At 71.4% G+C, this 25,025-nt stretch carries 22 protein-coding genes and 1 riboswitch; of the genes, 18 read left to right on the top strand and 4 right to left on the bottom strand.

The features are described 5' to 3' along the window. The first annotated feature begins 67 nt into the window (after positions 1–67). The 6 genes from ACFVQ0_RS24890 (at position 68) to ACFVQ0_RS24865 (ending at position 7,287) form a co-directional block, all read left to right on the top strand. Positions 68–1,051: a carbohydrate kinase family protein gene (locus tag ACFVQ0_RS24890; protein ID WP_390091422.1), complete on the top strand. Its 984-nt coding sequence runs from the start codon at positions 68–70 to the stop codon at positions 1,049–1,051. Further along, on the top strand, positions 1,048–4,539 hold the full coding sequence (gene metH, locus ACFVQ0_RS24885; protein ID WP_390091421.1) for a methionine synthase: 3,492 nt from the start codon (positions 1,048–1,050) through the stop codon (positions 4,537–4,539). The genes ACFVQ0_RS24890 and metH overlap by 4 nt, the downstream gene beginning before the upstream one ends. Further along, positions 4,536–5,456: a methylenetetrahydrofolate reductase [NAD(P)H] gene (metF, locus tag ACFVQ0_RS24880; RefSeq protein WP_390091419.1), complete on the top strand. Its 921-nt coding sequence runs from the start codon at positions 4,536–4,538 to the stop codon at positions 5,454–5,456. Before metH ends, metF begins: the two co-directional genes overlap by 4 nt. A 100-nt stretch (positions 5,457–5,556) precedes the next feature. After that, positions 5,557–6,069 (top strand): methylated-DNA--[protein]-cysteine S-methyltransferase, encoded by a 513-nt coding sequence (locus ACFVQ0_RS24875; protein ID WP_390091418.1) that lies wholly within the window; start codon positions 5,557–5,559, stop codon positions 6,067–6,069. 25 nt (positions 6,070–6,094) lie between these two features. Next, positions 6,095–6,823 (top strand): 2OG-Fe(II) oxygenase, encoded by a 729-nt coding sequence (locus ACFVQ0_RS24870; protein WP_390091416.1) that lies wholly within the window; start codon positions 6,095–6,097, stop codon positions 6,821–6,823. Continuing rightward, positions 6,820–7,287, top strand: coding sequence for a hypothetical protein (locus ACFVQ0_RS24865; RefSeq protein ID WP_390091415.1), 468 nt, complete (start codon positions 6,820–6,822; stop codon positions 7,285–7,287). Before ACFVQ0_RS24870 ends, ACFVQ0_RS24865 begins: the two co-directional genes overlap by 4 nt. A gap of 59 nt (positions 7,288–7,346) precedes the next feature. Here ACFVQ0_RS24865 and ACFVQ0_RS24860 read toward each other — a convergent pair whose 3' ends face one another. Both ACFVQ0_RS24860 and ACFVQ0_RS24855 read right to left on the bottom strand, forming a co-directional pair. Beyond that, positions 7,347–8,699, bottom strand: coding sequence for a uracil-xanthine permease family protein (locus ACFVQ0_RS24860; protein ID WP_390091637.1), 1,353 nt, complete (start codon positions 8,697–8,699; stop codon positions 7,347–7,349). A gap of 167 nt (positions 8,700–8,866) precedes the next feature. Further along, positions 8,867–10,096 carry an MFS transporter gene (locus ACFVQ0_RS24855; RefSeq protein ID WP_390091413.1) on the bottom strand — a complete coding sequence of 410 codons (1,230 nt, stop codon included), beginning with the start codon at positions 10,094–10,096 and terminating at the stop codon, positions 8,867–8,869. Between the two features lie 155 nt (positions 10,097–10,251). Here ACFVQ0_RS24855 and ACFVQ0_RS24850 point away from each other — a divergent pair, with 155 nt between their 5' ends. The 11 genes from ACFVQ0_RS24850 (at position 10,252) to ACFVQ0_RS24800 (ending at position 20,472) form a co-directional block, all read left to right on the top strand. Continuing rightward, positions 10,252–11,469 (top strand): ROK family protein, encoded by a 1,218-nt coding sequence (locus ACFVQ0_RS24850; RefSeq protein ID WP_390091412.1) that lies wholly within the window; start codon positions 10,252–10,254, stop codon positions 11,467–11,469. A 181-nt stretch (positions 11,470–11,650) separates the two neighbouring features. Continuing rightward, a riboswitch (FMN riboswitch) is annotated at positions 11,651–11,781 on the top strand. A gap of 155 nt (positions 11,782–11,936) precedes the next feature. Then, positions 11,937–13,037 (top strand): bifunctional diaminohydroxyphosphoribosylaminopyrimidine deaminase/5-amino-6-(5-phosphoribosylamino)uracil reductase RibD, encoded by a 1,101-nt coding sequence (ribD, locus tag ACFVQ0_RS24845; RefSeq protein WP_390091411.1) that lies wholly within the window; start codon positions 11,937–11,939, stop codon positions 13,035–13,037. Further along, positions 13,038–13,655, top strand: coding sequence for a riboflavin synthase (locus tag ACFVQ0_RS24840; protein ID WP_073739440.1), 618 nt, complete (start codon positions 13,038–13,040; stop codon positions 13,653–13,655). Then, positions 13,652–14,296 (top strand): nicotinamide riboside transporter PnuC, encoded by a 645-nt coding sequence (locus ACFVQ0_RS24835; protein WP_389220122.1) that lies wholly within the window; start codon positions 13,652–13,654, stop codon positions 14,294–14,296. The genes ACFVQ0_RS24840 and ACFVQ0_RS24835 overlap by 4 nt, the downstream gene beginning before the upstream one ends. After that, a complete protein-coding gene (locus ACFVQ0_RS24830) occupies positions 14,293–15,591 on the top strand; it encodes a bifunctional 3,4-dihydroxy-2-butanone-4-phosphate synthase/GTP cyclohydrolase II (protein ID WP_390091409.1) in 1,299 nt (432 codons plus the stop codon). Before ACFVQ0_RS24835 ends, ACFVQ0_RS24830 begins: the two co-directional genes overlap by 4 nt. Before the next feature lie 53 nt (positions 15,592–15,644). Continuing rightward, complete coding sequence (gene ribH / locus ACFVQ0_RS24825; protein WP_024493156.1) at positions 15,645–16,130, top strand: 6,7-dimethyl-8-ribityllumazine synthase; 486 nt, start codon at positions 15,645–15,647, stop codon at positions 16,128–16,130. 34 nt (positions 16,131–16,164) lie between these two features. Then, positions 16,165–16,437: a phosphoribosyl-ATP diphosphatase gene (locus ACFVQ0_RS24820; RefSeq protein ID WP_018524273.1), complete on the top strand. Its 273-nt coding sequence runs from the start codon at positions 16,165–16,167 to the stop codon at positions 16,435–16,437. A gap of 62 nt (positions 16,438–16,499) precedes the next feature. Continuing rightward, positions 16,500–17,348: an ATP phosphoribosyltransferase gene (gene hisG / locus ACFVQ0_RS24815; protein WP_123528369.1), complete on the top strand. Its 849-nt coding sequence runs from the start codon at positions 16,500–16,502 to the stop codon at positions 17,346–17,348. 23 nt (positions 17,349–17,371) lie between these two features. Continuing rightward, positions 17,372–17,821, top strand: coding sequence for a PH domain-containing protein (locus ACFVQ0_RS24810; protein ID WP_311306820.1), 450 nt, complete (start codon positions 17,372–17,374; stop codon positions 17,819–17,821). A gap of 186 nt (positions 17,822–18,007) precedes the next feature. Beyond that, the gene (locus tag ACFVQ0_RS24805; RefSeq protein WP_390091408.1) at positions 18,008–19,378 is read left to right on the top strand and encodes a hemolysin family protein; all 1,371 of its coding nucleotides are present in this window, start codon (positions 18,008–18,010) and stop codon (positions 19,376–19,378) included. After that, positions 19,375–20,472: a hemolysin family protein gene (locus ACFVQ0_RS24800; RefSeq protein ID WP_390091407.1), complete on the top strand. Its 1,098-nt coding sequence runs from the start codon at positions 19,375–19,377 to the stop codon at positions 20,470–20,472. Before ACFVQ0_RS24805 ends, ACFVQ0_RS24800 begins: the two co-directional genes overlap by 4 nt. 50 nt (positions 20,473–20,522) lie before the next feature. Here the strand turns inward: ACFVQ0_RS24800 and ACFVQ0_RS24795 are convergent, their stop codons facing one another. Both ACFVQ0_RS24795 and ACFVQ0_RS24790 read right to left on the bottom strand, forming a co-directional pair. Beyond that, the gene (locus ACFVQ0_RS24795; protein ID WP_390091405.1) at positions 20,523–22,427 is read right to left on the bottom strand and encodes an AAA family ATPase; all 1,905 of its coding nucleotides are present in this window, start codon (positions 22,425–22,427) and stop codon (positions 20,523–20,525) included. Between the two features lie 376 nt (positions 22,428–22,803). Further along, entirely contained in the window at positions 22,804–23,415 is a 612-nt protein-coding gene (locus ACFVQ0_RS24790; RefSeq protein ID WP_390091404.1) for a uridine kinase, read from the bottom strand. Positions 23,416–23,640: 225 nt separating this feature from the next. Between ACFVQ0_RS24790 and ACFVQ0_RS24785 the strand changes: the two genes are divergently transcribed. Further along, the gene (locus tag ACFVQ0_RS24785; RefSeq protein ID WP_390091402.1) at positions 23,641–25,011 is read left to right on the top strand and encodes a peptidase C39 family protein; all 1,371 of its coding nucleotides are present in this window, start codon (positions 23,641–23,643) and stop codon (positions 25,009–25,011) included. Positions 25,012–25,025: the final 14 nt, after the last annotated feature.

Here is a 25,025-nt window from a genome sequence, read left to right as displayed (position 1 = left end):
TCCCGGCACCCCAGCGACAGCCGCCCCCGCACAGGACGCCCCCGACACAGGATGAGGAGATGACGTCGTGCGTATCGCCGTCACCGGATCGATCGCCACCGACCATCTGATGGTCTTCCCCGGACGTTTCGCCGACCAGCTGATCCCCGGACACCTCGAACGGGTCTCGCTGTCGTTCCTCGCCGACACGCTGGAGGTGCGGCGCGGGGGAGTCGCCGCCAACATCGCCGTGGGCCTGGCCCGGCTGGGCCTGCGGCCCGTGCTCGCGGGCGCGGCGGGCAAGGACTTCACCGACTACGACGCATGGCTCCGGGAGACCGGGGTGGACACCGGATCCGTCCGCGTCAGCGCGGCCCTGCACACCGCACGGTTCGTATGCACCACCGACGCCGACCAGAACCAGATCGCGACGTTCTACGCCGGCGCCATGTCCGAGGCGAAGCACATCGGCCTCGCCTCGATCGCCGAAGACGGTGAGTCCCCCGGGCTCGTCGTGATCGCCGCCAACGACATCGACGCCATGCTGCGTCACACCGACGAGTGCCGGCTCCTCGGCCTGCCGTTCGCCGCCGACCCCTCCCAGCAACTGGCCCGGCTCGACAGCGACCAGACGCGCCGTCTGGTGGAGGGCGCCGCCTACCTGTTCACCAACGAGTACGAGGCGGCGCTGCTCAAGGAGCGAACCGGCTGGAGCGCGGACGGCGTCCTCCACAGAGCCGGCACCTGGATCACGACTCTGGGCGCCGGCGGTGTGGTCATCGCGCGGGAGGGTCGGCCCTCACTGAGCGTCCCCGCGGTACCCACCCCGGCCCCGGTCGACCCGACCGGCGTGGGCGACGGCTTCCGGGCCGGCTTCCTGGCCGGCACCGGTGCCGGACTGCCCCTCGAAGCGGCGGCCCGGCTCGGCTGCGCACTCGCCACCGTGGTGCTGGAATCGGTCGGCCCCCAGGAGTACAAGCTCGTTCCCGCCGAACTGCTCCACCGGATCGAGCGCGCCTACGGCCCGGCCGCCGCGACCGAGATCGAGCCGGTCCTCGCGGGGCCGTCATGACCGCCCGGGGGCAGGACCTCCGGGCGGCGCTGGCCACGCGGGTGGTGGTGGGCGACGGTGCGATGGGCACGATGCTCCAGGCGCGGGATCCCTCGCTGGACGACTTCGAGAACCTGGAGGGTTGCAACGAGGTCCTCAACGCCACCCGGCCGGACATCGTGCGGTCGGTGCACGAGGAGTACTTCGCGGCGGGAGTGGACTGCGTCGGGACGAACACCTTCGGTACGAATCTGGCGGCACTGGGGGAGTACGGCATACCCGGACGCATCCACGAACTGGCCCTGTCCGGAGCCCGGCTGGCGCGGGAGGTGGCGGACGGTTTCGCCACGCCGGACCGGCCGCGCTGGGTCCTGGGCTCGGTCGGTCCCGGTACCAAGCTGCCGACGCTGGGCCACGCCTCGTACCCGGCCCTGCGGGACGGCTACGAGGAGAACGTCGCCGGTCTCGTGGAAGGCGGTGTGGACGCGATCCTGGTGGAGACCAGTCAGGATCTCCTCCAGACCAAGGCAGCGGTCCTCGGCGCGCACCGTGCCCTGCGGAAGCTGGGGTCCGCACTGCCGATCATCACGCACGTGACCGTCGAGACGACGGGCGCGATGCTGCTGGGTTCGGAAATCGGTGCGGCACTGACGGCGCTGGAGCCGCTCGGTATCGACATGATCGGCCTGAACTGCGCGACGGGACCGGCCGAGATGGGCGAGCACCTGCGCTATCTGGCGCGGCACGCCCGGATCGCCGTGTCCTGCATGCCGAACGCCGGCCTGCCGGTGCTGGGCGGGGACGGGGCGCACTACCCCCTGTCGCCGCGGGAGCTGGCCGACGCGCACGAGACGTTCGTGCGGGAGTACGGGCTGGCGCTGGTGGGCGGCTGCTGCGGGACGACCCCCGAGCACCTGCGCCAGGTGGTGGAGCGGGTGCGGGGCCTGGACCTGTCCCCGCGCGACCCGCGGCCGGAGCCGGGCGCGGCATCGCTCTACCAGACGGTGCCGTTCGAACAGGACGCGTCCTATCTGGCGATCGGGGAACGCACGAACGCCAACGGGTCGAAGAAGTTCCGCGAAGCGATGGTCGAAGGGCGCTGGGACGACTGCGTGGAGATGGCCCGCGACCAGATCCGCGAGGGCGCGCACCTGCTCGACCTCTGTGTCGACTACGTGGGCCGCGATGGCGCTCTTGACATGAGTGAGATCGCGGGCCGCCTCGCGACGGCCTCCACCCTCCCGATCGTGCTGGACTCCACCGAAGTCCCGGTGCTCCGGGCGGGGCTGGAGAAGCTCGGCGGCCGTACGGTCATCAACTCCGTGAACTACGAGGACGGCGACGGACCGGAGTCACGTTTCGCACAGGTCGCCGCACTGGCCCGGGAGCACGGTGCCGCACTGATCGCGCTGACGATCGACGAGCAGGGCCAGGCCCGCACCGCCGAGCACAAGGTCTCGGTCGCCGAGCGGCTGATCGCGGATCTGACGGGCAACTGGGGCATCCAGGAGTCCGACATCCTCGTGGACTGCCTGACCTTCACGATCGCGACCGGCCAGGAGGAGTCCCGCAAGGACGGCATCGCCACCATCGCGGCGATCCGCGAACTCAAGCGCCGCCACCCGCTGGTGCGGACGACTCTCGGCCTGTCGAACATCTCCTTCGGCCTCAACCCGGCCGCCCGCACCGTGCTGAACTCGGTGTTCCTCAACGAGTGCGTGGACGCGGGACTGGATTCGGCCATCGTGCACGCCGCGAAGATCATCCCGGTGGCGCGGATCCCTGAGAAACAGCGAGAGATCGCGTTGGACCTGGTCCACGACCGGCGACGGGAGGGATACGACCCCTTGCAGGCGTTCTTGGAGGCGTTCGAGGGCGTCGACATGAAGTCGGTGAAGAAGGGGCGGGCGCAGGAGCTGGCGGCGCTGCCGCTGGACGAGCGGTTGCAGCGGCGGATCATCGACGGTGAGAAGAAGGGCCTGGAGGCCGATCTCGACGAGGCACTGGGGACCCGCCCGGCCCTGGACATCGTCAATGACACCCTGCTGGAGGGCATGAAGGTCGTCGGTGAGCTGTTCGGCTCAGGGCAGATGCAGCTGCCGTTCGTATTGCAGTCCGCGGAGGTCATGAAGACCGCAGTGGCGTACCTGGAACCGCACATGGAGAAGTCCGACGCCGAGGGCAAGGGCACGATCGTGCTGGCCACCGTGCGTGGCGACGTCCATGACATCGGCAAGAACCTCGTCGACATCATCCTGTCCAACAACGGCTACAACGTCGTCAACCTCGGCATCAAGCAGCCCGTGGCGGCGATCCTGGACGCGGTGACCGAGCACAGGGCCGACGTGATCGGCATGTCGGGTCTCCTGGTGAAGTCCACGGTGATCATGAAGGAGAACCTCCAGGAGCTCAACCAGCGAGGGATGGCCGCGGACTATCCGGTGATCCTGGGAGGCGCCGCGCTGACCCGGGCCTATGTCGAGCAGGACCTGCACGGGATCTACCGGGGCGAGGTCCGCTACGCCCGCGACGCCTTCGAGGGGCTGCGGCTGATGGACGCGCTGATCGCCGTCAAGCGTGGCGTCCCGGGCGCCACGCTCCCCGCGCTCAAGCAGCGCCGCGTCGCGGCCCGGCCGGCCGCCGTCGTCGAGGAGCCGGACGGGGAACGCGGCCCGGCCCGGTCGGACGTGGGCACGGACAACCCGGTGCCCACCCCGCCGTTCCGGGGAACGCGGATCATCAAGGGCACACCGCTCAAGGAATACGCGGCCTGGCTCGACGAGTCCGCGTTGTTCAAGGGGCAATGGGGGCTGAAGTCGGCCCGCGGGAGCGGTCCTTCGTACGAGGAGCTGGTGGAGACCGAGGGCAGGCCGAGGCTGCGGATGTGGCTGGACCGGCTGCACACCGAGAACATGCTGGAAGCGGCGATCGTGTACGGGTACTTCCCGTGTGTCTCCAAGGGCGACGATCTGATCATCCTGGGTGAGGACGGTGGCGAGCGGACGCGCTTCACCTTCCCGCGTCAGCGCCGTGGCCGACGGCTGTGCCTGGCGGACTTCTTCCGTCCGGAGGACTCCGGCGAGACCGATGTCATCGGGATGCAGGTCGTCACGGTCGGCAACCGGGTATCGGTGGCGGCGAACGAGATCTTCGCCGCGGACGCGTACCGCGACTACATGGAACTGCACGGTCTCTCCGTGCAGTTGACCGAGGCGCTGGCGGAGTACTGGCACGGGCGGGTCAGGAGCGAGCTGGGGATCGCGGACGCCGACCCGGACAGCCTGGAGGAGACGTTCCGCACCGGGTACCAGGGCTGCCGCTATTCACTGGGCTACCCCGCGTGCCCGAACCTGGAGGACCGCGCCAAGATCATGAACCTGCTCGAACCGGAACGCATCGGAGTGAACCTCTCCGAGGGATTCCAGCTGCACCCCGAGCAGTCCACCGACGCGATCATCGTCCACCACCCCGGAGCCGGTTACTTCAACGCTCACGGAGGCCCCTCATGAGCACCCTGCGCGAGATCCTGGCCACCGGCAGCCGCTCCTTCTCCTTCGAGTTCTTCCCGCCCAGGACCGACGCCGGAGAACGCACCCTCTGGCGGACGGTCCGGCAGATCGAATCGCTCTCGCCGACCTTCGTGTCCGTCACCTACGGTGCCGGAGGATCGTCCCGGGACCGCACCATCGCGGTGACGGAACGGCTCGCCTCCGAGACCACGCTGCGTCCGGTCGCCCACCTCACCGCGGTCGGCCATTCGACGACGGAGCTGCGGCACATCGTGGGCCGCTACGCCGACGCCGGTATCCGTGACGTTCTCGTGCTGCGTGGCGACCCGCCGGGCGACCCCGGCGGCCCCTGGGCCACCCACCCCGGAGGGCTCGAGTACGCTCACGAGCTCGTCAGCCTCGTCAGGGCCCTGGGCGACTTCAGCATCGGGGTGGCGGCCTTCCCCGAGCGGCACCCGCGTTCGCCGAACTGGGACGACGACATCCGGCACTTCATCGGCAAGTGCCGGGCCGGAGCCGACTACGCCATCACTCAGATGTTCTTCGACGCGGACGACTATCTGCGGCTGCGCGACCGGGTGGCCGCCGCGGGATGCGACACCCCGATCATTCCGGAGATCATGCCCGCGACCGACGCCCGGCAGATCCGGCGGTTCGCCGAACTCAGCAACGCGACGTTCCCGGCGGACCTGGCCGGCCGGCTCGACGCGGCCCGTGACGACCCGGCCGAAGGACACCGCGTCGGGGTCGCCCACGCGACCGGCATGGCGAAGCGGCTGCTCGACGAAGGGGCACCGGGACTGCACTACATCACCCTCAACCACTCGACCGCCGTACTGGAGATCCACAGCAACGTCATCGGGTCCGCAGGCCTCCCGCCCGCTGCTCCCACCACGGCCGCCGTCGGCGTCGGATAGGGCCGGCGGATGCCGAACACCGTGTCCGATTTCCGCCAGCCCCACCGTTCCGGCCAGTGCATGGTGAGGAGGTGAGGACAGCTGCGAAGGGACCGCGATCATGACGCTCCACAGCACGATCGGCAGCCCGCTCGGCGAGCTCCTGCTGATGGGCGAGGAGTCCGCCACGGCCAGGGGCGGCGTCGCGCTGGCGTCCCTGTCGATGCCGTGCCAGAAGGGCGCGGCGGTCGTCCGGCGCGGCGGGCGGCGTGACGACGCGGCGTTCGCCGAGGTGGCGCACCAGCTCAGGGCCTACTTCGACGGTGCGGTGAGAACGTTCGACCTGGAGTTCCTGCCCGCCGGATCGGCATTCCAGCTACGCGTCTGGGACGCGCTGGACGAGATCCCCTACGGCACCACGACCACCTACGGACAGCTCGCGAAGCGACTGGGTGCCGAGCGCGCGGAGGTCCGCGCGGTGGGCGCGGCGATCGGGGCCAATCCGCTGCTGGTGGTGCGGCCGTGCCACCGGGTCGTCGGAGCCGACGGCTCGATGCGCGGCTACGCGGGCGGTGTCTCCCGCAAGCAGGACCTCCTGATCCACGAGGGCGCCCTGCCGCCCGTTCTCATCTGACGCCCACCCCTATCCGGAGCACCGCATGCCTACCGCTTTCACCGCCACCGAGGCCCGCCGCAGGGTGGCCGCAGCCGACTGGACGGCCGTGGCCGCCGAACTCGACGCCCACGGCTGCGCGCTGACCCCGCCGCTGCTCACCCCTGACGAGTGCCGCGCCCTGGCCGGGCTGTACGACGACGCCGACCGATTCCGGTCCACCGTCGACATGGCCCGGCACCGCTTCGGTTCCGGTCAGTACCGCTACTTCACCCATGAGCTGCCGGAGCCGGTACGGCAGTTGCGGCGGGCGCTTTACCCGCGCCTGCTCACCGTCGCGCGTGACTGGGCTGAGCGGCTCGGGCGGCCGGCTCCCTGGCCCGACGAGCTGGAGAAGTGGCTCAAGATGTGCCACGAGGCCGGTCAGGACCGGTCCGCGCAGATCCTGCTCCGCTACGGGCCGGACGACTGGAACGCCCTGCACCGCGACGTCTTCGGCGACATGCTCTTCCCGCTCCAGGTGGTCGTGGGTCTCGACACCCACGGGACGGACTACACCGGTGGGGAGTTCCTGCTGGTCGAGCAGCGGCCCAGGGCCCAGTCGCGGGGCAACGTCACCGTGCTGCCGCAGGGGCACGGCCTGATCTTCACCACCCGGGACCGGCCCGTCCGCACCCTGCGCGGCTGGTCGGCCGGCGGTATGCGGCACGGCGTCAGCACCGTGCGCTCCGGCCGCCGCCACGCACTGGGCCTGGTCTTCCACGATGCCGCATGACGGGGCGCCGGACGCGGGATCTCTCCCGCTCCCCGCTGCTGCCCGCGGCGTCGGCCGCGCGGTACGCCGGGATGCCTCCGCCCGCACCGCACACCGAGGCCGGACTCCGTTCGCTGCTGGCTCGGCTGACGGCGCCCGCCGCCGACATCTCGACCGTCGCGGTGGGGCACAGCAGGGACACGGCCTCACGGACGGCGGCCGAGGTCTTTACCGCCGCGTGGCAGGCCGCCGGCGGTACGGTCGTCGCGGTCGTGGACTGGCCGGAGCGGGCGGCCTCCTGGCTGCGGCCCGCCGTACGTCTCACGGCGCGGAGCCCGGACGCGTGGGTCATCGCCGCAGCCCCGCTCGGCTGGGCCCAGCTGAGCCGCAGGCTCAGCCTCAGCACAGACTGGGACCCGCACCGCACCTTCGCCTTCCCACCCCTGGAACCGGACGCCGATCCGGATTCCGCCCCGCGCCCGTAGACGCACCCGCACGTGCGGCGCCCGGGGTGACCAGCGGTTCCGCGCAGTCCGGAGCCTGCTCAGTCGTTGCTCGCCCGCTGCTCGATCCTCATGTGAGCAGGCGCCAGGGCCCGAAGGGCGTGGTAGCCGGTGATCACGACGATGGTGCCGAGCGCGATCCCGCTCAGCTCGAAGTTGTCGGTGACCTTCAGGCTGACCCCGCCGACGCCGATGATGATGCCCGCCGCGGCCGGCACCAGGTTCAGCGGGTTGCGCAGATCGACCTTGGCGTTCAGCCAGATCTGGGCGCCGAGGAGGCCGATCATGCCGTAGAGGATCACCGTGATGCCGCCGAGGACCCCGCCGGGAATGGCCGCCACGACGGCGCCGAACTTGGGGCACAGGCCGAACAGCAGGGCGAAGCAGGCGGCCGCCCAGTAGGCCGCGGTGGAGTACACCCGGGTCGCGGCCATCACGCCGATGTTCTCGGAGTACGTCGTGTTCGGCGGACCGCCGACCGCGGTCGACAGCATCGAGGCGGCGCCGTCCGCGGCGATCGCGGTGCCGAGCTTGCCGTCCAGCGAGCGGCCCGTCATCTCGCCGACCGCCTTCACATGGCCGGCGTTCTCCGCGATGAGCGCGATGACGACGGGCAGCGCGACCAGGATCGCGGACCATTCGAAGCTCGGGGCGTGGAACGACGGCAGCCCGATCCAGTCGGCCTTCCCCACCCCCGACAGGTCCAGCCGCCAGTGGTCCACGGCCTCGGCGCCCCCGGCGGGGGAGTGGATCCTCCCGAACACCCGGTCCAGGACCCAGGACAGCACATAGCCGAAGACCAGGCCGAGGAAGATCGCGATCCGGGACAGGAAGCCGCGCAGACAGACCACGGCCAGTCCGGTGAACAGCATCACCAGCAGGGCCGTCCACTGGTCCTGCGGCCAGTACGTGGACGCGGTGACCGGTGCCAGGTTGAAGCCGATCAGCATCACGACCGCACCCGTCACCACCGGCGGCATGGCCGCGTGGATGATCCGTGCGCCGAACCGCTGCACCGCGAGGCCGGCGAGGAAGAGCACCACCCCCACCACGAAGACCGCGCCCGTGACCACGGCGCTGCTGCCGCCACTGGCCCGGATGGTCGCGGCAACCCCGACGAACGAGAGCGAACAGCCCAGATAGCTGGGCACCTGCCCGCGCGTGGCCAGCAGGAAGATGGCCGTCGCGACACCCGACATCATGATCGCCAGGTTCGGGTCGAGACCCATGAGCACCGGGGCGACGAACGACGCGCCGAACATCGCGACCACGTGCTGGGCGCCGAGCCCGAACGTCCGCGGCCAGGAGAGCCGCTCGTCGGGGCGGACGACCGCTCCCGGTGCGGGCGTCTTCCCGTCGCCGTGCAAGGTCCAGCGCACGCCGAGGCCGCCCATGGTCGCTCCCTGTGTGTAGATGCGGCGGGCCGGTGCCTCACGGGGCACGGCGCTGACCGCGGAAAAGATCAGCGCCATGTTAATGCCGGTTCGTCACCCGCCCCCGGCCGGGATGCGGGCACGGGGGCCCGGAGCCCCCGGCCGCCGCGCCCGGTGCCCCGAACGGCTCAGGGACGCGGCTCGGCCGGCGCCGCTCCCGGTACCGCGGCGTCCGAGGAGGACACCTTGCGATCGCCCGCCCGCAGCACACCGGCCCCGAGCACCAGCCCGAAGGCCAGCACCGAGACCAGGCCGAATGAGACGACCAGCGAGGTCGCCTCTGCCAGCGAGCCGATCGCGGAGGGGGCGATCAGCCCCGAGGTATACGTGATCGTCGCGACACCCGCGATCGCCCGGCTCGGGTTCGAGCCGCTGCGCCCGGCCGCCGCGAAGGCGAGCGGCACGACCACGGCGATGCCGAGGCCCATCAGTCCGAAGCCGCACAAGGCCAGGACCACGTTGGGCGCGGTGACCACCAGGACCCCGCCGACCGTGGCGAGCACGCCGCCGGTCCGTACGGTCCGCACCGCGCCGAAGCGGTCGACGACCCGGTCACCGGCGATCCGGGCCACCGCCATCGTCAGCGCGAACGCGGTCGTCGACGCGGCCGCCAGACCGGCGGAACTGTCCAGGACATCGCGGAGGTAGACCGCCGACCAGTCCAGGCTGGCGCCCTCCGCGAACACCGCGCAGAAGCCCACCGCACCGATGATCAGGGCCGACCTGGGCGGCAGGGTGAAGCGCGGCGGAGCCTCCGCGTCCGGCTCGCTGTGCAGATCCAGCACCTGCCGGCAGGCGATCAGGCCGAGCGTGGTGAGGACGAGCGCGGCGATGGCGTGGTGCAGTCGCGCGTCGGCCCCCAGATGGGCGGCCACCGTGCCCGCCGCGGAACCGACCAGGGCGCCCACGCTCCACATCCCGTGCAGCCCGGACATGATCGACTTGTTGAGGCGGTTCTCCACCTCGACCCCGAGCGCGTTCATCGCCACGTCCGACATGCCCGCCGACGCCCCGTACACCAGGAGCGCCGCGCACAGCGTCAGCAGGCTGGGCGCTATGGAGGGCAGGATCAGCACCAGGGTCCACAGCATCAGCAGCCCGCGCAGCGCGGTCCGGGCGCCGAAGCGGTGGCTGACCGCGCCGGCCAGCGGCATCGCGAGCGAGGCGCCGATCGCCGGGAACGCCAGGGCTATGCCGAGCTGTCCGGCACTGAGCCCCGCGTGGTCCTGGATCCACGGCACCCGGGTGGCGAAACTGCCGGTCACCGCTCCATGTACCGCGAAGACCGCGGCGATGGCGTACCTGGCGCGCCTCACCTGATCCGTGCTGAAGACCGCTGCCGTGGAATCCGTCGTCATGCCGCCGTGCCCTCCCCTGGGAATTCTCCGATGCCGCGGTTCCGACGCTCCCCGGCGTCCTTCTCCACGATGCGGGCAGTAAACTATCAGGAACCCTGCCTGATAAATAGATCGTGCCGGCGTCGATCGCGGTGACGGTCTGGAAGGATCCCGGCATGCCCGCATCACCGAGCACCGCCAGGGCCATCAACGACCGGCTCGCCCTGCGGCTCCTCCAGCAGGACGGCCCGCTGACGGCCACGCAGTTGAAGACCCTGACGGGACTCTCCCGGCCCACCGTCGCCGACCTGGTCGAACGGCTTCAGGGGGCGGGCCTGATCCGGGTGGTCGGAGAGGCCGGGGCCGAGCGCCGCGGCCCCAACGCCCGGCTCTACGGGATCGTCGCGGATCGCGCCCATCTCGCCGCCCTCGACGTCCGCACCGACAGCCTGGCCGTGGTCGTCGCCGACCTCCTGGGCGCCACGCTTGCCGAGGCCACCCTGCCGATCGGCAGCGAGACCGCCACCGACGACGCCGTCGAGCAGGCCGTGGCCCTTCTCGAACGCACCGCGCGCCGGGCCGGCACCGCGCCGCTGCACAGCGTCGGCATCGGCGCCCCCGGCCTGATCGACCCGGTCACCGGGGAGCTCCGCGACACCACGGGGTTGCCGGCCTGGCACCGCAACCTGGTGCGCGCCCTCCAGCAGCGGCTGCCCGCGACGGTGCTCGTCGAGAACGAGACCAATCTCGCCGCCGTGGCCGAACACCGCGCCGGAGCCGCCCGCGACCACGACACGTTCGTCCTGCTGTGGCTCGGACACGGCGTCGGGGCGGCCGTCATGCTGGACGGGAAGGTGCGCCGCGGTGCCTCCGGCGGCGCGGGCGAGATCGGCTTCCTGCCGGTCCCCGGCACCATCGGCACCCCCTCCGCCGTCAGCTGCGACGGCGGCTTTCACTCGCTGGCGGGCTCGGTGGCCCTGTGCGAACTGGCCGCCGCCCACGGCATCGCCGTCCCGGCCGGCGGCCGGGAGCCGGGCGCGGCGGTCGCCGTCCGCGAGGCGCTCGCGGGGGAGGGCGACGGCGAGGCGTTCCTCGACGCGCTCGCCGACCGGCTGGCGCTCGGCGCGGCAGCCGTCGTCTCGGTCCTGGACCCGGGGTGCGTGCTGCTGTCGGGCGAGATCGGCCTCGCGGGCGGCGACGCGCTGGCCGCCCGGGTCGAGGAACGGCTCGCCATGATGTCCCCCCTGCGCACCGAGGTCAGAGCCGGCCTGCTCGGCGGCACCGCGGTCCTGCGCGGCGCGCTGCTCGCGGCGCGGGAGGCGGCACAGGACGCGCTGTTCGGTGCGGGGTCTCCGGGGCGGGGGGTTCCGTCCTCAATCGCCGGACGGGCTTGAGCGGTGGGGCCCGGCCACCGGACAGAGGCGAACCCCGCACCACGCGGAGCACCCGCGCCCAGGAGCGCAGCGACAAACCGTGGCTGGAAACCGCCTTGTCACGGGCTGTCTGTGAGCCACTCCACAGCGTTCACCCGCATGGCCCACGGCCAGTCGTGGCACACTGATCGTGTACCAGCAGCAGCGCACTCCGGGGTCGGTGCAATTCCGAACCGGCGGTTATAGTCCGCGACCCGTCCGCATCCAGCGGCCGGTTGACCAGGTGGGATTCCTGGACCGACGGTTAAAGTCCGGATGGGAGGCAGTGCGCGGCGGGCCGTTTCGCGGGTACGCCGCCGTCGGCGGATGGTTTTCGGGCGACCGATCCATCCGTTTTTCGGGCATTCGGCGTCCCCGTTCCACGTTCCGCTTCATCTGTCGTCATCGACAGGCCCCGGAGTCCGTGCCCGAAGAGGCAGGAGGACCCGGTGGACACCGCAGCCGACACCACCGCAATGCGCCGAGCCATCGCGCTCGCAGCCCGCGGTCTCGGCTCCACCAGCCCCAATCCGGTCGTCGGATGCGTCGTCCTCGACGCGACGGGCCGGCCGGCCGGTGAGGGCTTCCACCAGCGCGCCGGAGGGCCGCACGCCGAGATCCACGCCCTGCGCGCGGCCGGCGAGAAGGCCCGGGGCGGCACCGCCTACGTCACCCTCGAACCCTGTAACCACACCGGACGCACCGGCCCCTGTGCCCAGGCGCTCATCGAGGCCGGGATCGCCCGCGTCGTGTACGCGGTCGGTGACCCGAACCCGCAGGCCACCGGCGGCGCGGACACCCTGCGCGCAGCCGGGGTCAAGGCCGAGCAGGGCCTCCTCGCCGAGGAGGCCGAGCAGGGCAACGCCGCCTGGCTGACCTCCGTGCGGCTCGGCCGCCCCCACGTCACCTGGAAGTACGCGGCCACCCTGGACGGCCGGATCGCGGCCGCCGACGCCACCAGCCGCTGGATCACCTCCGCCGAGTCCCGCGCCGACGTCCACCGGCTGCGCGCCGAGGCGGACGCCGTGGTGGTCGGCTCCGGAACCGCCCGCACCGACGACCCCCAGCTCGGCGTCAGGGGCATCGACGGCGCGGTCCAGCCGCTGCGGGTCGTCGTGGACACCGCCGCCACCGCCGTCCGGCCCGGCGCCCGGGTCCTCGACGCGGGCGCCCCCACCCTGATCGCCGTGGCCGACGACGCGGACACCCGCCACCTGCCGGAAGGGGCCGTCCTGAGGCTGCCGCGCGCCGCGACCGGCCCCGGCCTCGACCTCTCCGCGCTGCTCGCCGCCCTCCACGGGCGCGGCGTCCGCTCCGTACTCCTCGAAGGCGGCCCGACCCTGGCCGGGGCCTTCGTCGCGGCGGGAGCCGTCGATCGGATCGTCGGCTACCTCGCCCCCGTGCTCCTCGGCGCGGGCCCCGCGGCCCTGGCCGACGCCGGAATCCCCACCATCTCCAAGGCGTTGCGCCTCCAGATGACCGAGACCGTGCGTATCGGCCCCGATCTGCGCATCACCGCCGTCCCCGGCCCCGCTCCGAAGGGAAACTGAGTGTTCACCGGAATTGTCGAAGAACTGGGTGAGGTCACCGCCGTCGAGAACCTCGGCGACTCCTCCCGATTCCGCCTGCGCGGACCCGTGGTCACCGAGGGCGCCAAGCACGGCGACTCGATCGCCGTCAACGGCGTCTGCCTGACCGTCGTCGACCACGGCGGGCAGGAGTTCACCGCGGACGTGATGGCCGAGACGCTGAACAGGTCCAGCCTGGGCGCACTGCGGGCCGGCTCCCGGGTCAACCTGGAGCGGCCCATGGCGGTCGGCGGCCGGCTCGGCGGTCACATCGTGCAGGGCCACGTGGACGGCACGGGCCGCATCGTCGAGCGCAAGCCCTCCGAGAACTGGGAGATCGTGAAGGTCTCCCTCCCCGCCGAGCTCACCCGGTACGTGGTGGAGAAGGGCTCGATCACCGTCGACGGCGTGAGCCTGACCGTCGTGGACGCCGGACCCGACTACTTCACCATCAGCCTCATCCCCACCACCCTCGCGCTGACCACGCTCGGCCACAAGGAGCCCGGCGACCCGGTCAACCTCGAAGTGGACGTCATCGCGAAGTACGTCGAGCGACTGCTCGGCCACCGCGCGCAGGAGCCAGAGGAGCCGGTGAAGTGAGCGCCCTGCACTGGCTGAACTCGGAGGCGTTCAGCGTCTTCGGACAGCACATCATCTGGTCCGACATGATCGGCAATACGATCGGTCTGATCGCCCTCACACTCGGCTGGCTGCGCTCGATCTGGACCTGGCCCGCGCAGTTGCTGTCCGGTGTCGTCCTGGTCGCCGCCAACGTCTCCGTGCACCAGGCGGGCAGCGTCGGCAAGCAGGTCATCGTCATCGCGGTGGCCGTCTGGGGCTGGCAGCAGTGGACCCGGGGCAGGCAGCGGGCCCAGGACGGCTCCATCGCCGTACGGTTCGCCACCTGGCGCGAGCGCGGCTACCTGCTCGGCGGGGCGGCGGTCGGCACCCTCGCGGTCGGCGGCCTGTTCACCGCGTTCCCCTCGCTCTCGTGGAGCCCGTGGGCGGACGCGTACATATTCGCCGGCACGCTCGTGGCGATGCTCGCCCAGGCCCGCGGCATGGTCGAGTTCTGGTTCGCCTGGCTCCTCGTCGACCTGGTCGGCGTACCGCTCAACTTCCACAGCGGTCTCGCCTTCTCCGGTCTCATCTACGTCGTCTACGGGGCGCTCGTCCTGTGGGGCATGCGCGACTGGTGGCTGCGTACGCGGACACCCGCTCTGGAAGGAGCCACGGCATGACTGCCCAGCCCACCTGGTTGCACCGGGAACACCACGCGCCCGCGGAGGACCTCACCCTGGACCCCGTCGAGCAGGCCATCCGCGACATCGCGGCGGGCCGGCCCGTCGTGGTCGTCGACGACGAGGACCGGGAGAACGAGGGCGACCTCGTCATCGCGGCCGAGAAGGCCACCCCCGAGATCGTCGCCTTCATGATGAGCGAGTGCCGCGGACTGATCTGCGCGCCCATGGAGAACGCCGAGCTGGAACGGCTCGAACTCCCGCAGATGGTCGACCACAACACCGAGTCCATGAAGACGGCCTTCACCGTCTCCGTCGACGCCTCGGCCGCGCACGGCGTCACCACCGGCATCTCCGCCGCCGACCGGGCCGCCACGCTCCGGCTGCTCGCGGGCGGCGTCGCGGGCCCCGGTGACTTCGTCCGGCCCGGCCACATCTTCCCGCTCCGGGCCCGCACCGGCGGGGTGCTCGTGCGCAACGGGCACACCGAGGCGGCCGTCGACCTCGCCCGGCTCGCCGGACTGCGGCCCGCCGGGGCGATCGTCGAGATCGCGGGCGAGGACGGCGTCATGCTGCGCCTGCCCCAGCTGGTCCCGTTCGCCCGCAAGCACGGGCTCACGATCATCTCCATCGAAGACCTCATCGCCTACCGGCGCACCTCCGAGCCGACCGTCCGCCGCGAGGCGGAGGTCCGGCTGCCGACGGACTTCGGCGCGTTCACCGCGTACGGCTACCGCTCCACCGTGGACGGGGTCGAGCACGTCGCGCTGGTCCACGGCGACATCGGGGACGGCGACGACGTCCTGGTCCGGGTCCACTCCGAGTGCCTGACCGGCGACATCTTCCAGTCGGAGCGCTGCGACTGCGGCCCCCAGCTGCACGCCTCGATGCGGCGCGTCACGGACGAGGGACGTGGCGTCGTCGTCTATCTGCGCGGCCACGAGGGACGCGGCATCGGCCTGGTCTCCAAGCTGCGCGCGTACGAACTCCAGGAGCGCGGCGTCGACACCCTCGACGCCAACCTGGAGCTCGGACTGCCCGCCGACGCCCGCGACTACGCGGCCGGCGCCCAGATCCTCAAGGACCTCGGCGTCCGCAGCCTGCGCCTGATGACGAACAATCCCGACAAGACCGCCGCGATCCTGCGGCACGGCCTGGCCGTCACCGGACGGGAACCGATGCCCGTCCAGGCCGGCGAGCACAATCTGCGCTACCTGCGCACCAAGCGGGACCGGATGGGCCACGACCTGCCCTGGCTCGACGCCGCCATGGTGTCGACCTGCGGCAACCAGTAGCCGTAACACCAGCACTTCCAGCAGCCATCAAGGAAACGAGCGGTAGGAGAGACATGAGCGGCAAGGGCGCACCCGAACTGTCCGTACGCAACTGCGGTGACCTGCGCGTGGCGGTCATCGCCGCGCAGTGGCACGAGAAGGTCATGGACGGACTCGTCGACGGCGCGCTGCGCGCCCTGCACGAGCTGGGCATCGACGAGCCGACCCTGCTGAGGGTCCCCGGCAGCTTCGAGCTCCCGGTGGTCGCCAAGGTGCTGGCCGGACGCGGGTACGACGCGATCGTCGCGCTCGGCGTGATCATCCGGGGCGGCACCCCGCACTTCGAATACGTGTCCCACGGCGTCACCAACGGCCTCACCCAGGTCGCGGTCGACACCGGTGTACCGGTCGGCTTCGGCGTCCTCACCTGTGACACCGAGGAGCAGGCGCTCGACCGCGCGGGCATCGAGGGGTCCAACGAGGACAAGGGGCACGAAGCGGTCACCGCCGCCGTCGCCACCGCGACCACACTGCGCTCGGTCAGCGAACCCTGGCGCTGAGTGCGCGTCCGGCACCCCGTATTCTAAGGACATCATGGCGAACAAAACCTTCGAAGAGCTCTTCGCCGAGCTGCAGCTCAAGGCCGCCAACGGCGACCCCTCCACCTCCCGTACCGCCGAACTGGTGGACAAGGGCGTGCATGCCATCGGCAAGAAGGTCGTGGAGGAGGCCGCCGAAGTCTGGATGGCCGCCGAGCACGAGAGCAAGGACGCGGCAGCCGAGGAGATCTCCCAGCTGCTCTACCACGTCCAGGTGATGATGGTCGCGCGCGGAATCTCGCTCGACGACGTCTACGCCCATCTCTGAGCACGCCCTCCGCACCCGTCCGAACGCTCCGCACACCCCTTTCGCAAAGGAAACCCGACCTCATGCTGCGCATCGCCGTCCCCAACAAGGGTGCTATCTCCGGGCCTGCGATGGCGATGCTCCATGAGGCGGGCTACAAGCAGCGCAAGGAGTCCAAGGAGCTCGTCCTCGTCGACCCCGAGAACCAGGTGGAGTTCTTCTACCTGCGCCCGCGCGACATCGCGATCTACGTCAGCTCGGGCCGGCTCGACATCGGCATCACCGGCCGTGACCTGCTCCTGGACTCCGGCGCCGAGGCCGAGGAGATCCTCCAGCTCGGCTTCGCCCGCTCCACCTTCCGCTACGCCACCAAGCCCGGCACGGCCGCCGGCCCGCAGGACTTCGACGGGCTGACGATCGCCACCTCCTACGAGGGCATCGTCGCCAAGCACCTGGCCGAGACCGGGGTCAACGCCTCCGTCGTCCACCTGGACGGCGCCGTCGAGACCGCGATCGAGCTCGGTGTCGCGCAGATCATCGCCGACGTCGTCGAGACCGGCACCAGCCTGCGCAACGCGGGACTCGAAGTCATCGGCGAACCGATCATGAAGTCGGAGGCGGTCGTCATCCGCCGCACCGGCGCCCCGGACGACGAGCCCAAGGTGCAGCAGTTCCTGCGCCGCCTCCAGGGCGTCCTGGTCGCCCGCAGCTACGTGATGATGGACTACGACTGCCGCGTCGAGCACCTGGAGCGCGCGGTCGCCCTCACCCCGGGCCTGGAGTCGCCCACCATCTCCCCGCTGCACCACGAGGGCTGGGTCGCCGTCCGCTCCATGGTCGCCTCCAAGGAGGCGCAGCGGATCATGGACGACCTGTACGACCTCGGCGCCCGCGCCATCCTCACCACGGCCATCCACGCCTGCCGGCTCTGACGGGCGGGACACGGAAGAAGACCATGTCAGCCCCCGCACCCTCCCTCCCGGTCACCTTCCGGCCGACCCGCACCCGCGTGGTCCTGCTGAGCGTCGGCGTGATGATGTTCGCCGTCATCACCGTCGTCGCCTTCACCCTGGAGCAGCTCAGCAACGGGGAGCGGGCCAGCTTCGTCTTCACCGCGCTGGTCTTCCTCGGCGTGCTGGCGCTGCTCAGCCGCCCCAAGGTCGTCGCGGACGACAGCGGGGTGACGGTGGTCAATCTCACCCGTACCCGGCGGCTGTCCTGGGCCGAGATCGTCCGCGTCAACCTGCGCGTCGGTGACCCCTGGGTCTTCCTCGACCTCAGTGACGGGACCAGCATGCCCGCCCTCGGCATCCAGCCCGGAATCGCCAAGGAGCAGGCCATTCGCGACGCCCGCGCGCTCCGCGCCCTCGCCGAGAACCACGGCACGGGTACGGACAACGGCTGAGCCCCCTGCCCCGCAGGGCCTCTTGTTGATTACTCTGGGGGGTGGCGGCGCCCTGTGGCGCCGCCGCCCCCACCTAGAGGTCCCCGAGACCCGCGGGGCTTTCCTGCGACCCAAGGAGTGACTCCCTCCAGCAATGGACGGATCTTCCGGTAGTACCTGCGCCGCCCCTTCCGTGGAGGCGGCGGCATGACCACCCCCCTGCTGCTTCTCAGTGCGGCATTCCTTCTCATCCTCGCCAACGGGTTCTTCGTGGCAGCCGAATTCGGGCTCGTCACCGTGGAACGGGCGGACGCCGAGCGCGCCGCCACCGAGGGCGACCGGCGGGCCCGTACCGTCGTCGACGCCCTGCGCGAACTCTCCTTCCAGCTCTCCGGCACCCAGCTCGGCATCACCATCACCTCACTGGTGGTCGGCATGCTCGCCGAGCCGGCCCTCGCCCAGCTGCTGGAGAGCCCCCTCACCCTGACCGGTCTCCCCGACGGTGCCGTCCCCGGCATCAGCGTGGTGATCGGCATGCTTCTCGCGGCCGCCGTCCAGATGGTGATCGGCGAACTCGTACCGAAGAACTGGGCGGTCTCCAAGCCGCTCCAGGTCGCCCGGTTCGTCGCCGGACCCCAGCACCGGTTCACCATGGCCTTCCGGCCCGTGATCGGGCTGCTGAACACCGTCGCCAACCGGCTGGTGCGGCTGCTGGGCGTGGAGCCGACCGACGAACTGGCCTCCGCCCGCACCCCGGGCGAGCTCGTCTCGCTGGCCAGGCACTCCGCGGAGGCCGGCACCCTCGAACAGGACACCGCGGACCTCTTCGTACGGACCCTGTCGCTCGCCGGCCTCACCGCCCAGCACGTCATGACCCCGAGGGTGAAGGTCAGCGCCCTCCAGACGTCCGCCACCGCGGCCGACGTCCTCAACCTCACCCGTGCCACCGGCCTCTCCCGCTTCCCCGTCTACCGGGAGCGCATCGACGAGGTCGTCGGCATGATCCACCTCAAGGACGCGCTCGCCGTTCCCTCCCGGGACCGGCTGCGCACCACGGCCGGCCGGATCGCGGTGCCCCCGCTGCTGGTCCCGGAGACGCTGCCGGTCGAGCAGCTCCTCCAGCGGCTCCGCAAGGAGCAGCCGATCGCGGTCGTGGTCGACGAGTACGGCGGCACCGCCGGTGTCGTCACCCTTGAGGACATCATCGAGGAACTCGTCGGGGAGGTCAGGGACGAGCACGACGCCGAAGGCGCCGACCGCCCGGAACTGGCCCCCGCCGCCCCGGAGGACGGCAGGCCCGCCTGGGACGCGGAGGGCAGCTGCCGAGTCCTCACCCTGCGCCGGATAGGGCTCGACGTACCCGACGGCCCGTACGAGACCGTCGCCGGTCTCGTCGCCGACCTGCTCGGCCGGATCCCCGCCCCGGGCGACCGGGCCGAACTGCCCGGCTGGCGGATCTCGGTCCGTCAGGTCGGCCACTACCGGGCCGAGAAGGTCCGCTTCGTACGGCTGGCCGGGGCCACGGACCAGGCCACCGCGGAACCGGAGGGCCACGGCGTCCTGGAGGCGGCGCGATGAGCCTGGTCCAGTTGCTCTTCGCCGGACTTCTGGTCCTCGCGAACGGCTTCTTCGTCGGCGCCGAGTTCGCACTCGTCTCCGTACGCCGCAGTCAGATCGAACCGCTCGCCGCGACCGGTTCCGGCCGGGCCCGGCAGGTGATGTACGGCCTGGAGAACCTGCCGCAGATGATGGCGGCCGCCCAGTTCGGCATCACCGTCTGCTCGCTGACCCTCGGCGCCGTCGCGGAACCGACCGTCGCCCAGCTGCTGGAGCCGGTCTTCCACGCGGTGCACCTGCCCGAGGGCCTGATCCATCCGCTCGGCTATGTGCTGGCGCTGGTCTTCGTCGTCTTCCTCCACCTCGTCATCGGCGAGATGGTCCCGAAGAACCTGGCGATGGCCGCCCCGGAGAAGACCGCGCTGTGGCTCAGCCCCGGCCTGGTCGGCTTCGCCCGCCTCTGCCGCCCGGTCACCTCCGCGCTGGGCGCCTGCGCCCGGCTGGTGCTCCGGCTCTTCGGCGTCGAACCGAAGGACGAGGTGGAGGCCGTCTTCACCAGCGAGCAGCTCAACCGGCTGGTCGAGGACTCCGGACAGGCCGGGCTCCTGGGGCCGGACGCGCAGGAGCGGCTGGAGGACGCGCTGGAGCTGGGCAGCAGGCCCGTCACCGATGTGCTGCTGAGCCGGGCGAACCTGGTGACGGTCGACCCGTCCGTCACCCCGCACCGGATCGAGGCGCTCACGGTACGGACCGGCTACTCGCGGTTCCCCGTCTGCGCGGAGGGCGGCGGCCCCTTCATGGGCTACCTGCACGTGAAGGACGTCCTCGACCTGGAGGACGGCGAGCGGGCGGTCCCGCAGCACGTGTGGCGCCCGATGGCCACGGTACGGGCCGAACTCCCGCTGGACGACGCCCTGACGGTGATGCGCCGCGCCGCGACGCACCTCGCCCAGGTCGCGGACGCCTCCGGCCGGGTACTCGGCCTGGTCGCCATGGAGGACGTCCTGGAGATGCTGGTCGGTGAGGTGCGGGACCCGGCCCACCGGGTCTCCGAGCCGCGCCGCACCGGGGAGAGACAGACCGGCTCGGACGAACTCACGGCCCTGGTCGGCTGAGGCTCCCGGCTCCGCCGGACGGGTCCCCGACCTGTCCGGCGGAGCCGGGATCACCCCGCCGGCCGCTCCGGGGGGCGGCGCCCCGACAGCACCTCGCCGTACGCCTGCATGAGATCCGGCAGCCGCAGCGTCGCCAGATCGTCCCGCGTCGGCACCGTCGCATAACCGGAGAGCCGCAGATCGCGGTAGGCGCAGCTCTTCTCGTACAGCGTGCGCAGGAACCGCCCGTTGCCCAGCTCGTCGAGCCAGCCCTGGTCGACGACATGGCCGCTGATGGCCCGCAGCTCGTCCAGCGACTCCTCGTCCCACGCGTCCCCGTTCTCCTCCGCCAGGACCTCACCGATCGAGGTGAGCTCCAGCGGGCGGTAGCTGGGGAAGTCCACCCGGGTGGTGAACCGCGAGGACAGCCCGGGGTTGGTGGCGAGCAGCCGGTCCATGCCCTCCGGGTAGCCCGCCAGGATGACGACGAGATGGTCCCGGTTGTCCTCCGCACGCTTGAGGAGCACCTGAAGGGCCTCGTCCCCGTACGCGTCACCCTTGCTGTAGCCCGTGTTGGAGAGGGAGTACGCCTCGTCGACGAACAGCACCCCGCCCAGGGCGGAGTCGATCAGCTCGTTGGCCTTGACCGCCGTCTGGCCCAGGAACTCACCGACCAGGTCCGCCCGCTGGGCCTCCACGAGATGGTCCCCGCCGAGCAGGCCCAGCGCGTAGAACACCCGGCCCAGAATGCGGGCCACCGTGGTCTTGCCGGTGCCGGACGGTCCGGAGAAGACGAAATGCCGCTTCGGCGGCTGTACGGGGAGCCCCTGGCCGGCCCGCAGCCGCGCCATGTTCAGCTGCGCGGACAAGGCCTTGACCTGCCGCTTCACCGGCTCCAGCCCGACCATCCGCTCCAGCTCCGCCAAGGCCTCCGCCAGCAGCACCGGATCGCTCGGTCCGGCCGGGAACAGCGACTGCGCGGACTGGCCCGGTACCGAGGTCTTCTCCCGCGCCCCGCCGGGCGGAGGCGACACCACGACCCCCGGCAGATCCTGCGGCTCCGCGCCGCCGGGGCGCAGATCCCGGCCGTCCACCAGATCGGTGCCCAGGACCGAGTCGCCGTCGGTCTGGGCCTCCACGTACGTGCCGTCGCCGCCCAGGCCGGTCAGCGAGACCGCGGCCAGCCCGGAGAACTCGTCGGAGCCGTCGAGCCCGTCGTAGTCCGCGATCGCCGCCAGCCGCGCCGAGGTGTCCATGAACGCCGGATCGATCCGGTGCACCGCCCGGTACAACGGCAGCGCGGCAGCGCTGCGGCCGGTTCCCTCGTGCGCGCGGGCCAGCCAGTAGCGCAGCTCCTTGCGCTGCGGCTGCTCGCTGCGGCAGCGCATCAGCGCGGTGGCGAGCAGTGGTTCGGCCTGTCCGTACATCTCCAGCCGGACCCGCGCCATGCCGCCGAACAGCCCCGCCTCGATGCCCAGCAGCGGGTCCTCGATCAGCTGCTCCGTGTGGCGTACGAGCTGTTCCCAGTCCTTGACCAGGTAGGACCGGCAGGCATGCAGGAAGCGGACCTGCGCGTCGGCGTCCACCGGCGGCAGCCCGGCCAACGCCCGGTCGAGCTCGGGCACATGGCGGCCGTCCAGCCAGTGCGAGGCGTGCGCCAGCAGCAGATCGCGCGGGCTCTCCAGCACCGGCTGCACCCACCAGCCCAGCCAGTACCAGGAGTTCAGCGTGCGGCGGTGACGGCCGCGCTGTTCCCCGAAGCGGTCACGGTGGCTGTACATATGCAGCAGCGCCGATGTGGTGTCGACCCGCAGCGCGTGGAGGCCCAGCCAGGCGTCCGCCATGCCGGGGTCGAGCTGTACCGCGGCTCTGAATTCCTCTTCCGCCTGCGGATAGGCGCCCATCGTGTAGGCGTCCACGCCGCGCAGCCAGGCGAGGTCGGCCGGGGCCTGTGCGCCCTGCGTGCCGATGTCCATCTGGTCCCCCACAAACCGTGCCCCCAGGATGTCCCGCCGCACGGCTGCCCGCAGAGGCGTGCCGAACCGCTGTGCCGCGAACGGGAATTGACCGCACCGAGAGGCATCGTACCTGCGCAGGGAGTGTCCGACTAAGGGCGCCGCGAGCTGAAGAGGGGCCGTGACCCAGGGTGAGCGCCATGGGGTGAAAGGTGGCCGGGAAGGGACGCCGGGCACAGAACGAAGCCCCCGATCACGGGGGAACAACCGGGGGCTTCGCGTCTGCGGGGGCTCCGAAAAGCCGCACATTGAGAACGTAAGACCTGTACCGCCCCGGGTCAAGCAGAGCCGGGGCACTTACGGACCGATTTCCGACTGCTCGGTATGGCGGTGCCGATTAATCACTTTGGGTGATGGAGTGACTCGCTTTCGCTGTCGCGGCGGATCCCTCCAACCACTCGTACCCCACAGGCAACTGACGCACCAACGTTTCGGCCGAGGGGCGGGAGGGATCGGCCGAGAAGTGAGCTGATTCGGCGATCGTCCAGTCGTCCCAGAACGCCGTGAGGGCCGGACCGTCCCGCCGCCGGCCACGTTCCCAGGACTCGGCGGCGGGCAGATCCATCCACAACAGGTGCGCGAGGAAGGGGCGCAGCGCCCGCCGTCCGGCGCCGACCCCCTCGATCAGGACCACCGGGGCCGGTTCCAGGGTGCGCGGCGGGCCGAAGCGCCGGGCGGTCCAGTCGTACGGCTCGTAGCGTGCGGGCTCCCCGTGCGACAGCGGCTCGACGACCTGGGTCAGGAGCCGGGCCGTCCAGTCGAACATCTCCTCGTGGCTGGCCAGATCGTCCAGGTGGAGTACGGGCGCGCCGTCGAGCGCCGCAGCGAGCCGGGCGGCGAAGGTGCTCTTGCCCGATCCCGCGTGGCCGTCGACGGCGATCAGCCGGACCGGTCCGCAGGACGGTGGCAGGGTGCGCAGCCGCGCGGCGTGCTGCGAGAGGTCGCTCATCCGTCCAGCCTACGAGTCCGTCAGGTCTGCGAGTCCGTTCGGCCGACTAGTCCGCACGGCCTGGAGCCCGGTGCGGAGCCGTCGCAGGTCACGCCAGTGGTCGAGACCAATATTGGTCCGGCGGCACGAGGCGAATCGCTGGCCGAACCGGGGGAGGAGCCGTAATAGTTGGCGCACTGTCGTGCACCTGAAGCCCCATTCCGCTTACGACCGGGGGTCTCGCCCATGCCCAGTCCGACCTCACGCCGAACCGTGCTCGCCGCCGCCATCGCGGCGGCGGCCGGAGCCGGAGCGGTGTCGTCCACCGCTGCCGCGGCCGCCGCCGTCCCCTCTTCCGCCCCGCACCAAGCACCCTCGACGGCGGCAGCTTCCGTGGACAACCACTCCTGGAGTACGTACACCGACTGGCGCTGCGGCTCCGGTGCCGGTACCCGAGCCGTCGCGGGCCGCCGGGCGGGTCTGGTGATCGGCCACCCGCTGGGACGTACCGACTACACCGACCCGCACACGGGTACGACGGCGGCCTGGGAGTACGCGACCTGGACCTCACCCGTCCACCGCTCCTCGGTCCCGGCCACGGAGGCGATCGCCTCCTGGAACGCGCACACGCCCGCCGGGACCTGGATCCAGATCGAACTCAGGGGCAACTACTCGGACGGCACCGAGTCCCCCTGGTACGTCATGGGCCGCTGGGCGGCCGGTGACCGCGACATCCGCCGCACGTCCGTCGACGACCAGAGCGACGGCAAGAGCTCCATCTGGACCGACACCTTCTCGGTGGACGACGCGGCGAGCGGTCTGCGGCTCGTGTCCTACCGGCTGCGGCTGACCCTGTACCGCACCCCGGGCACCCGGCTCACCCCCACGGTGTGGCGCCTGGGCGCGATGGCCTCGGACATCCCCGACCGCTTCACCGTGCCCGCCTCCGTCCCCGGACTGGTCCGGGAGCTGCCGGTGCCGCGCTACTCGCAGAACGTGCACGCGGGCCAGTACCCCGAGTACGACAACGGCGGCGAGGCGTGGTGCAGCCCCACCTCCTCGCAGATGATCATCGAGTACTGGGGCCGCCACCCCAGCGCGGCGGACCTCGCCTGGGTCAAGCCGGGCCTGGCGGACCCGCAGGTCTGCCACGCGGCGCGGTTCACCTACGACAACCAGTACGAGGGCTGCGGCAACTGGCCGTTCAACGCCGCCTACGCCGCCACGTACGAGGACATGAGTGCCGTGGTGACCCGGCTGGGCTCGCTGAAGGACCTGGAGACCCTGATCCGGGCGGGGATCCCGGCCATAACGTCCCAGTCGTTCCTGAAGGAGGAGCTGACGGGCGCGGGCTACGGCACCTCCGGCCACCTGATGACGGTGATCGGCTTCACCGCGGACGGCGACGTGATCGCCAACGACCCCGCGTCCCCGGACGACGAGGCGGTGCGCCGCGTCTACAAGCGGCACGAGTGGGAGACGATCTGGCTCCGCACGAAGCGCTACAACGCGAGCGGCGGTGTGGTGTCCGGCACAGGCGGCGTCTGCTACCTGTACTTCCCCGCGCACCCGAGCCCCGCCCAGCGCCGGGCTCTGGCGGCTGTCGGCATCAGCTGACGTGTTCCGGCGCC

The organism is Streptomyces sp. NPDC057900 (genome assembly GCF_042887885.1).
Classification (GTDB): domain Bacteria; phylum Actinomycetota; class Actinomycetes; order Streptomycetales; family Streptomycetaceae; genus Streptomyces.
Note: the sequence above shows the minus strand (reverse complement) of the source record. Positions and strands in the feature narration are given on the sequence as shown.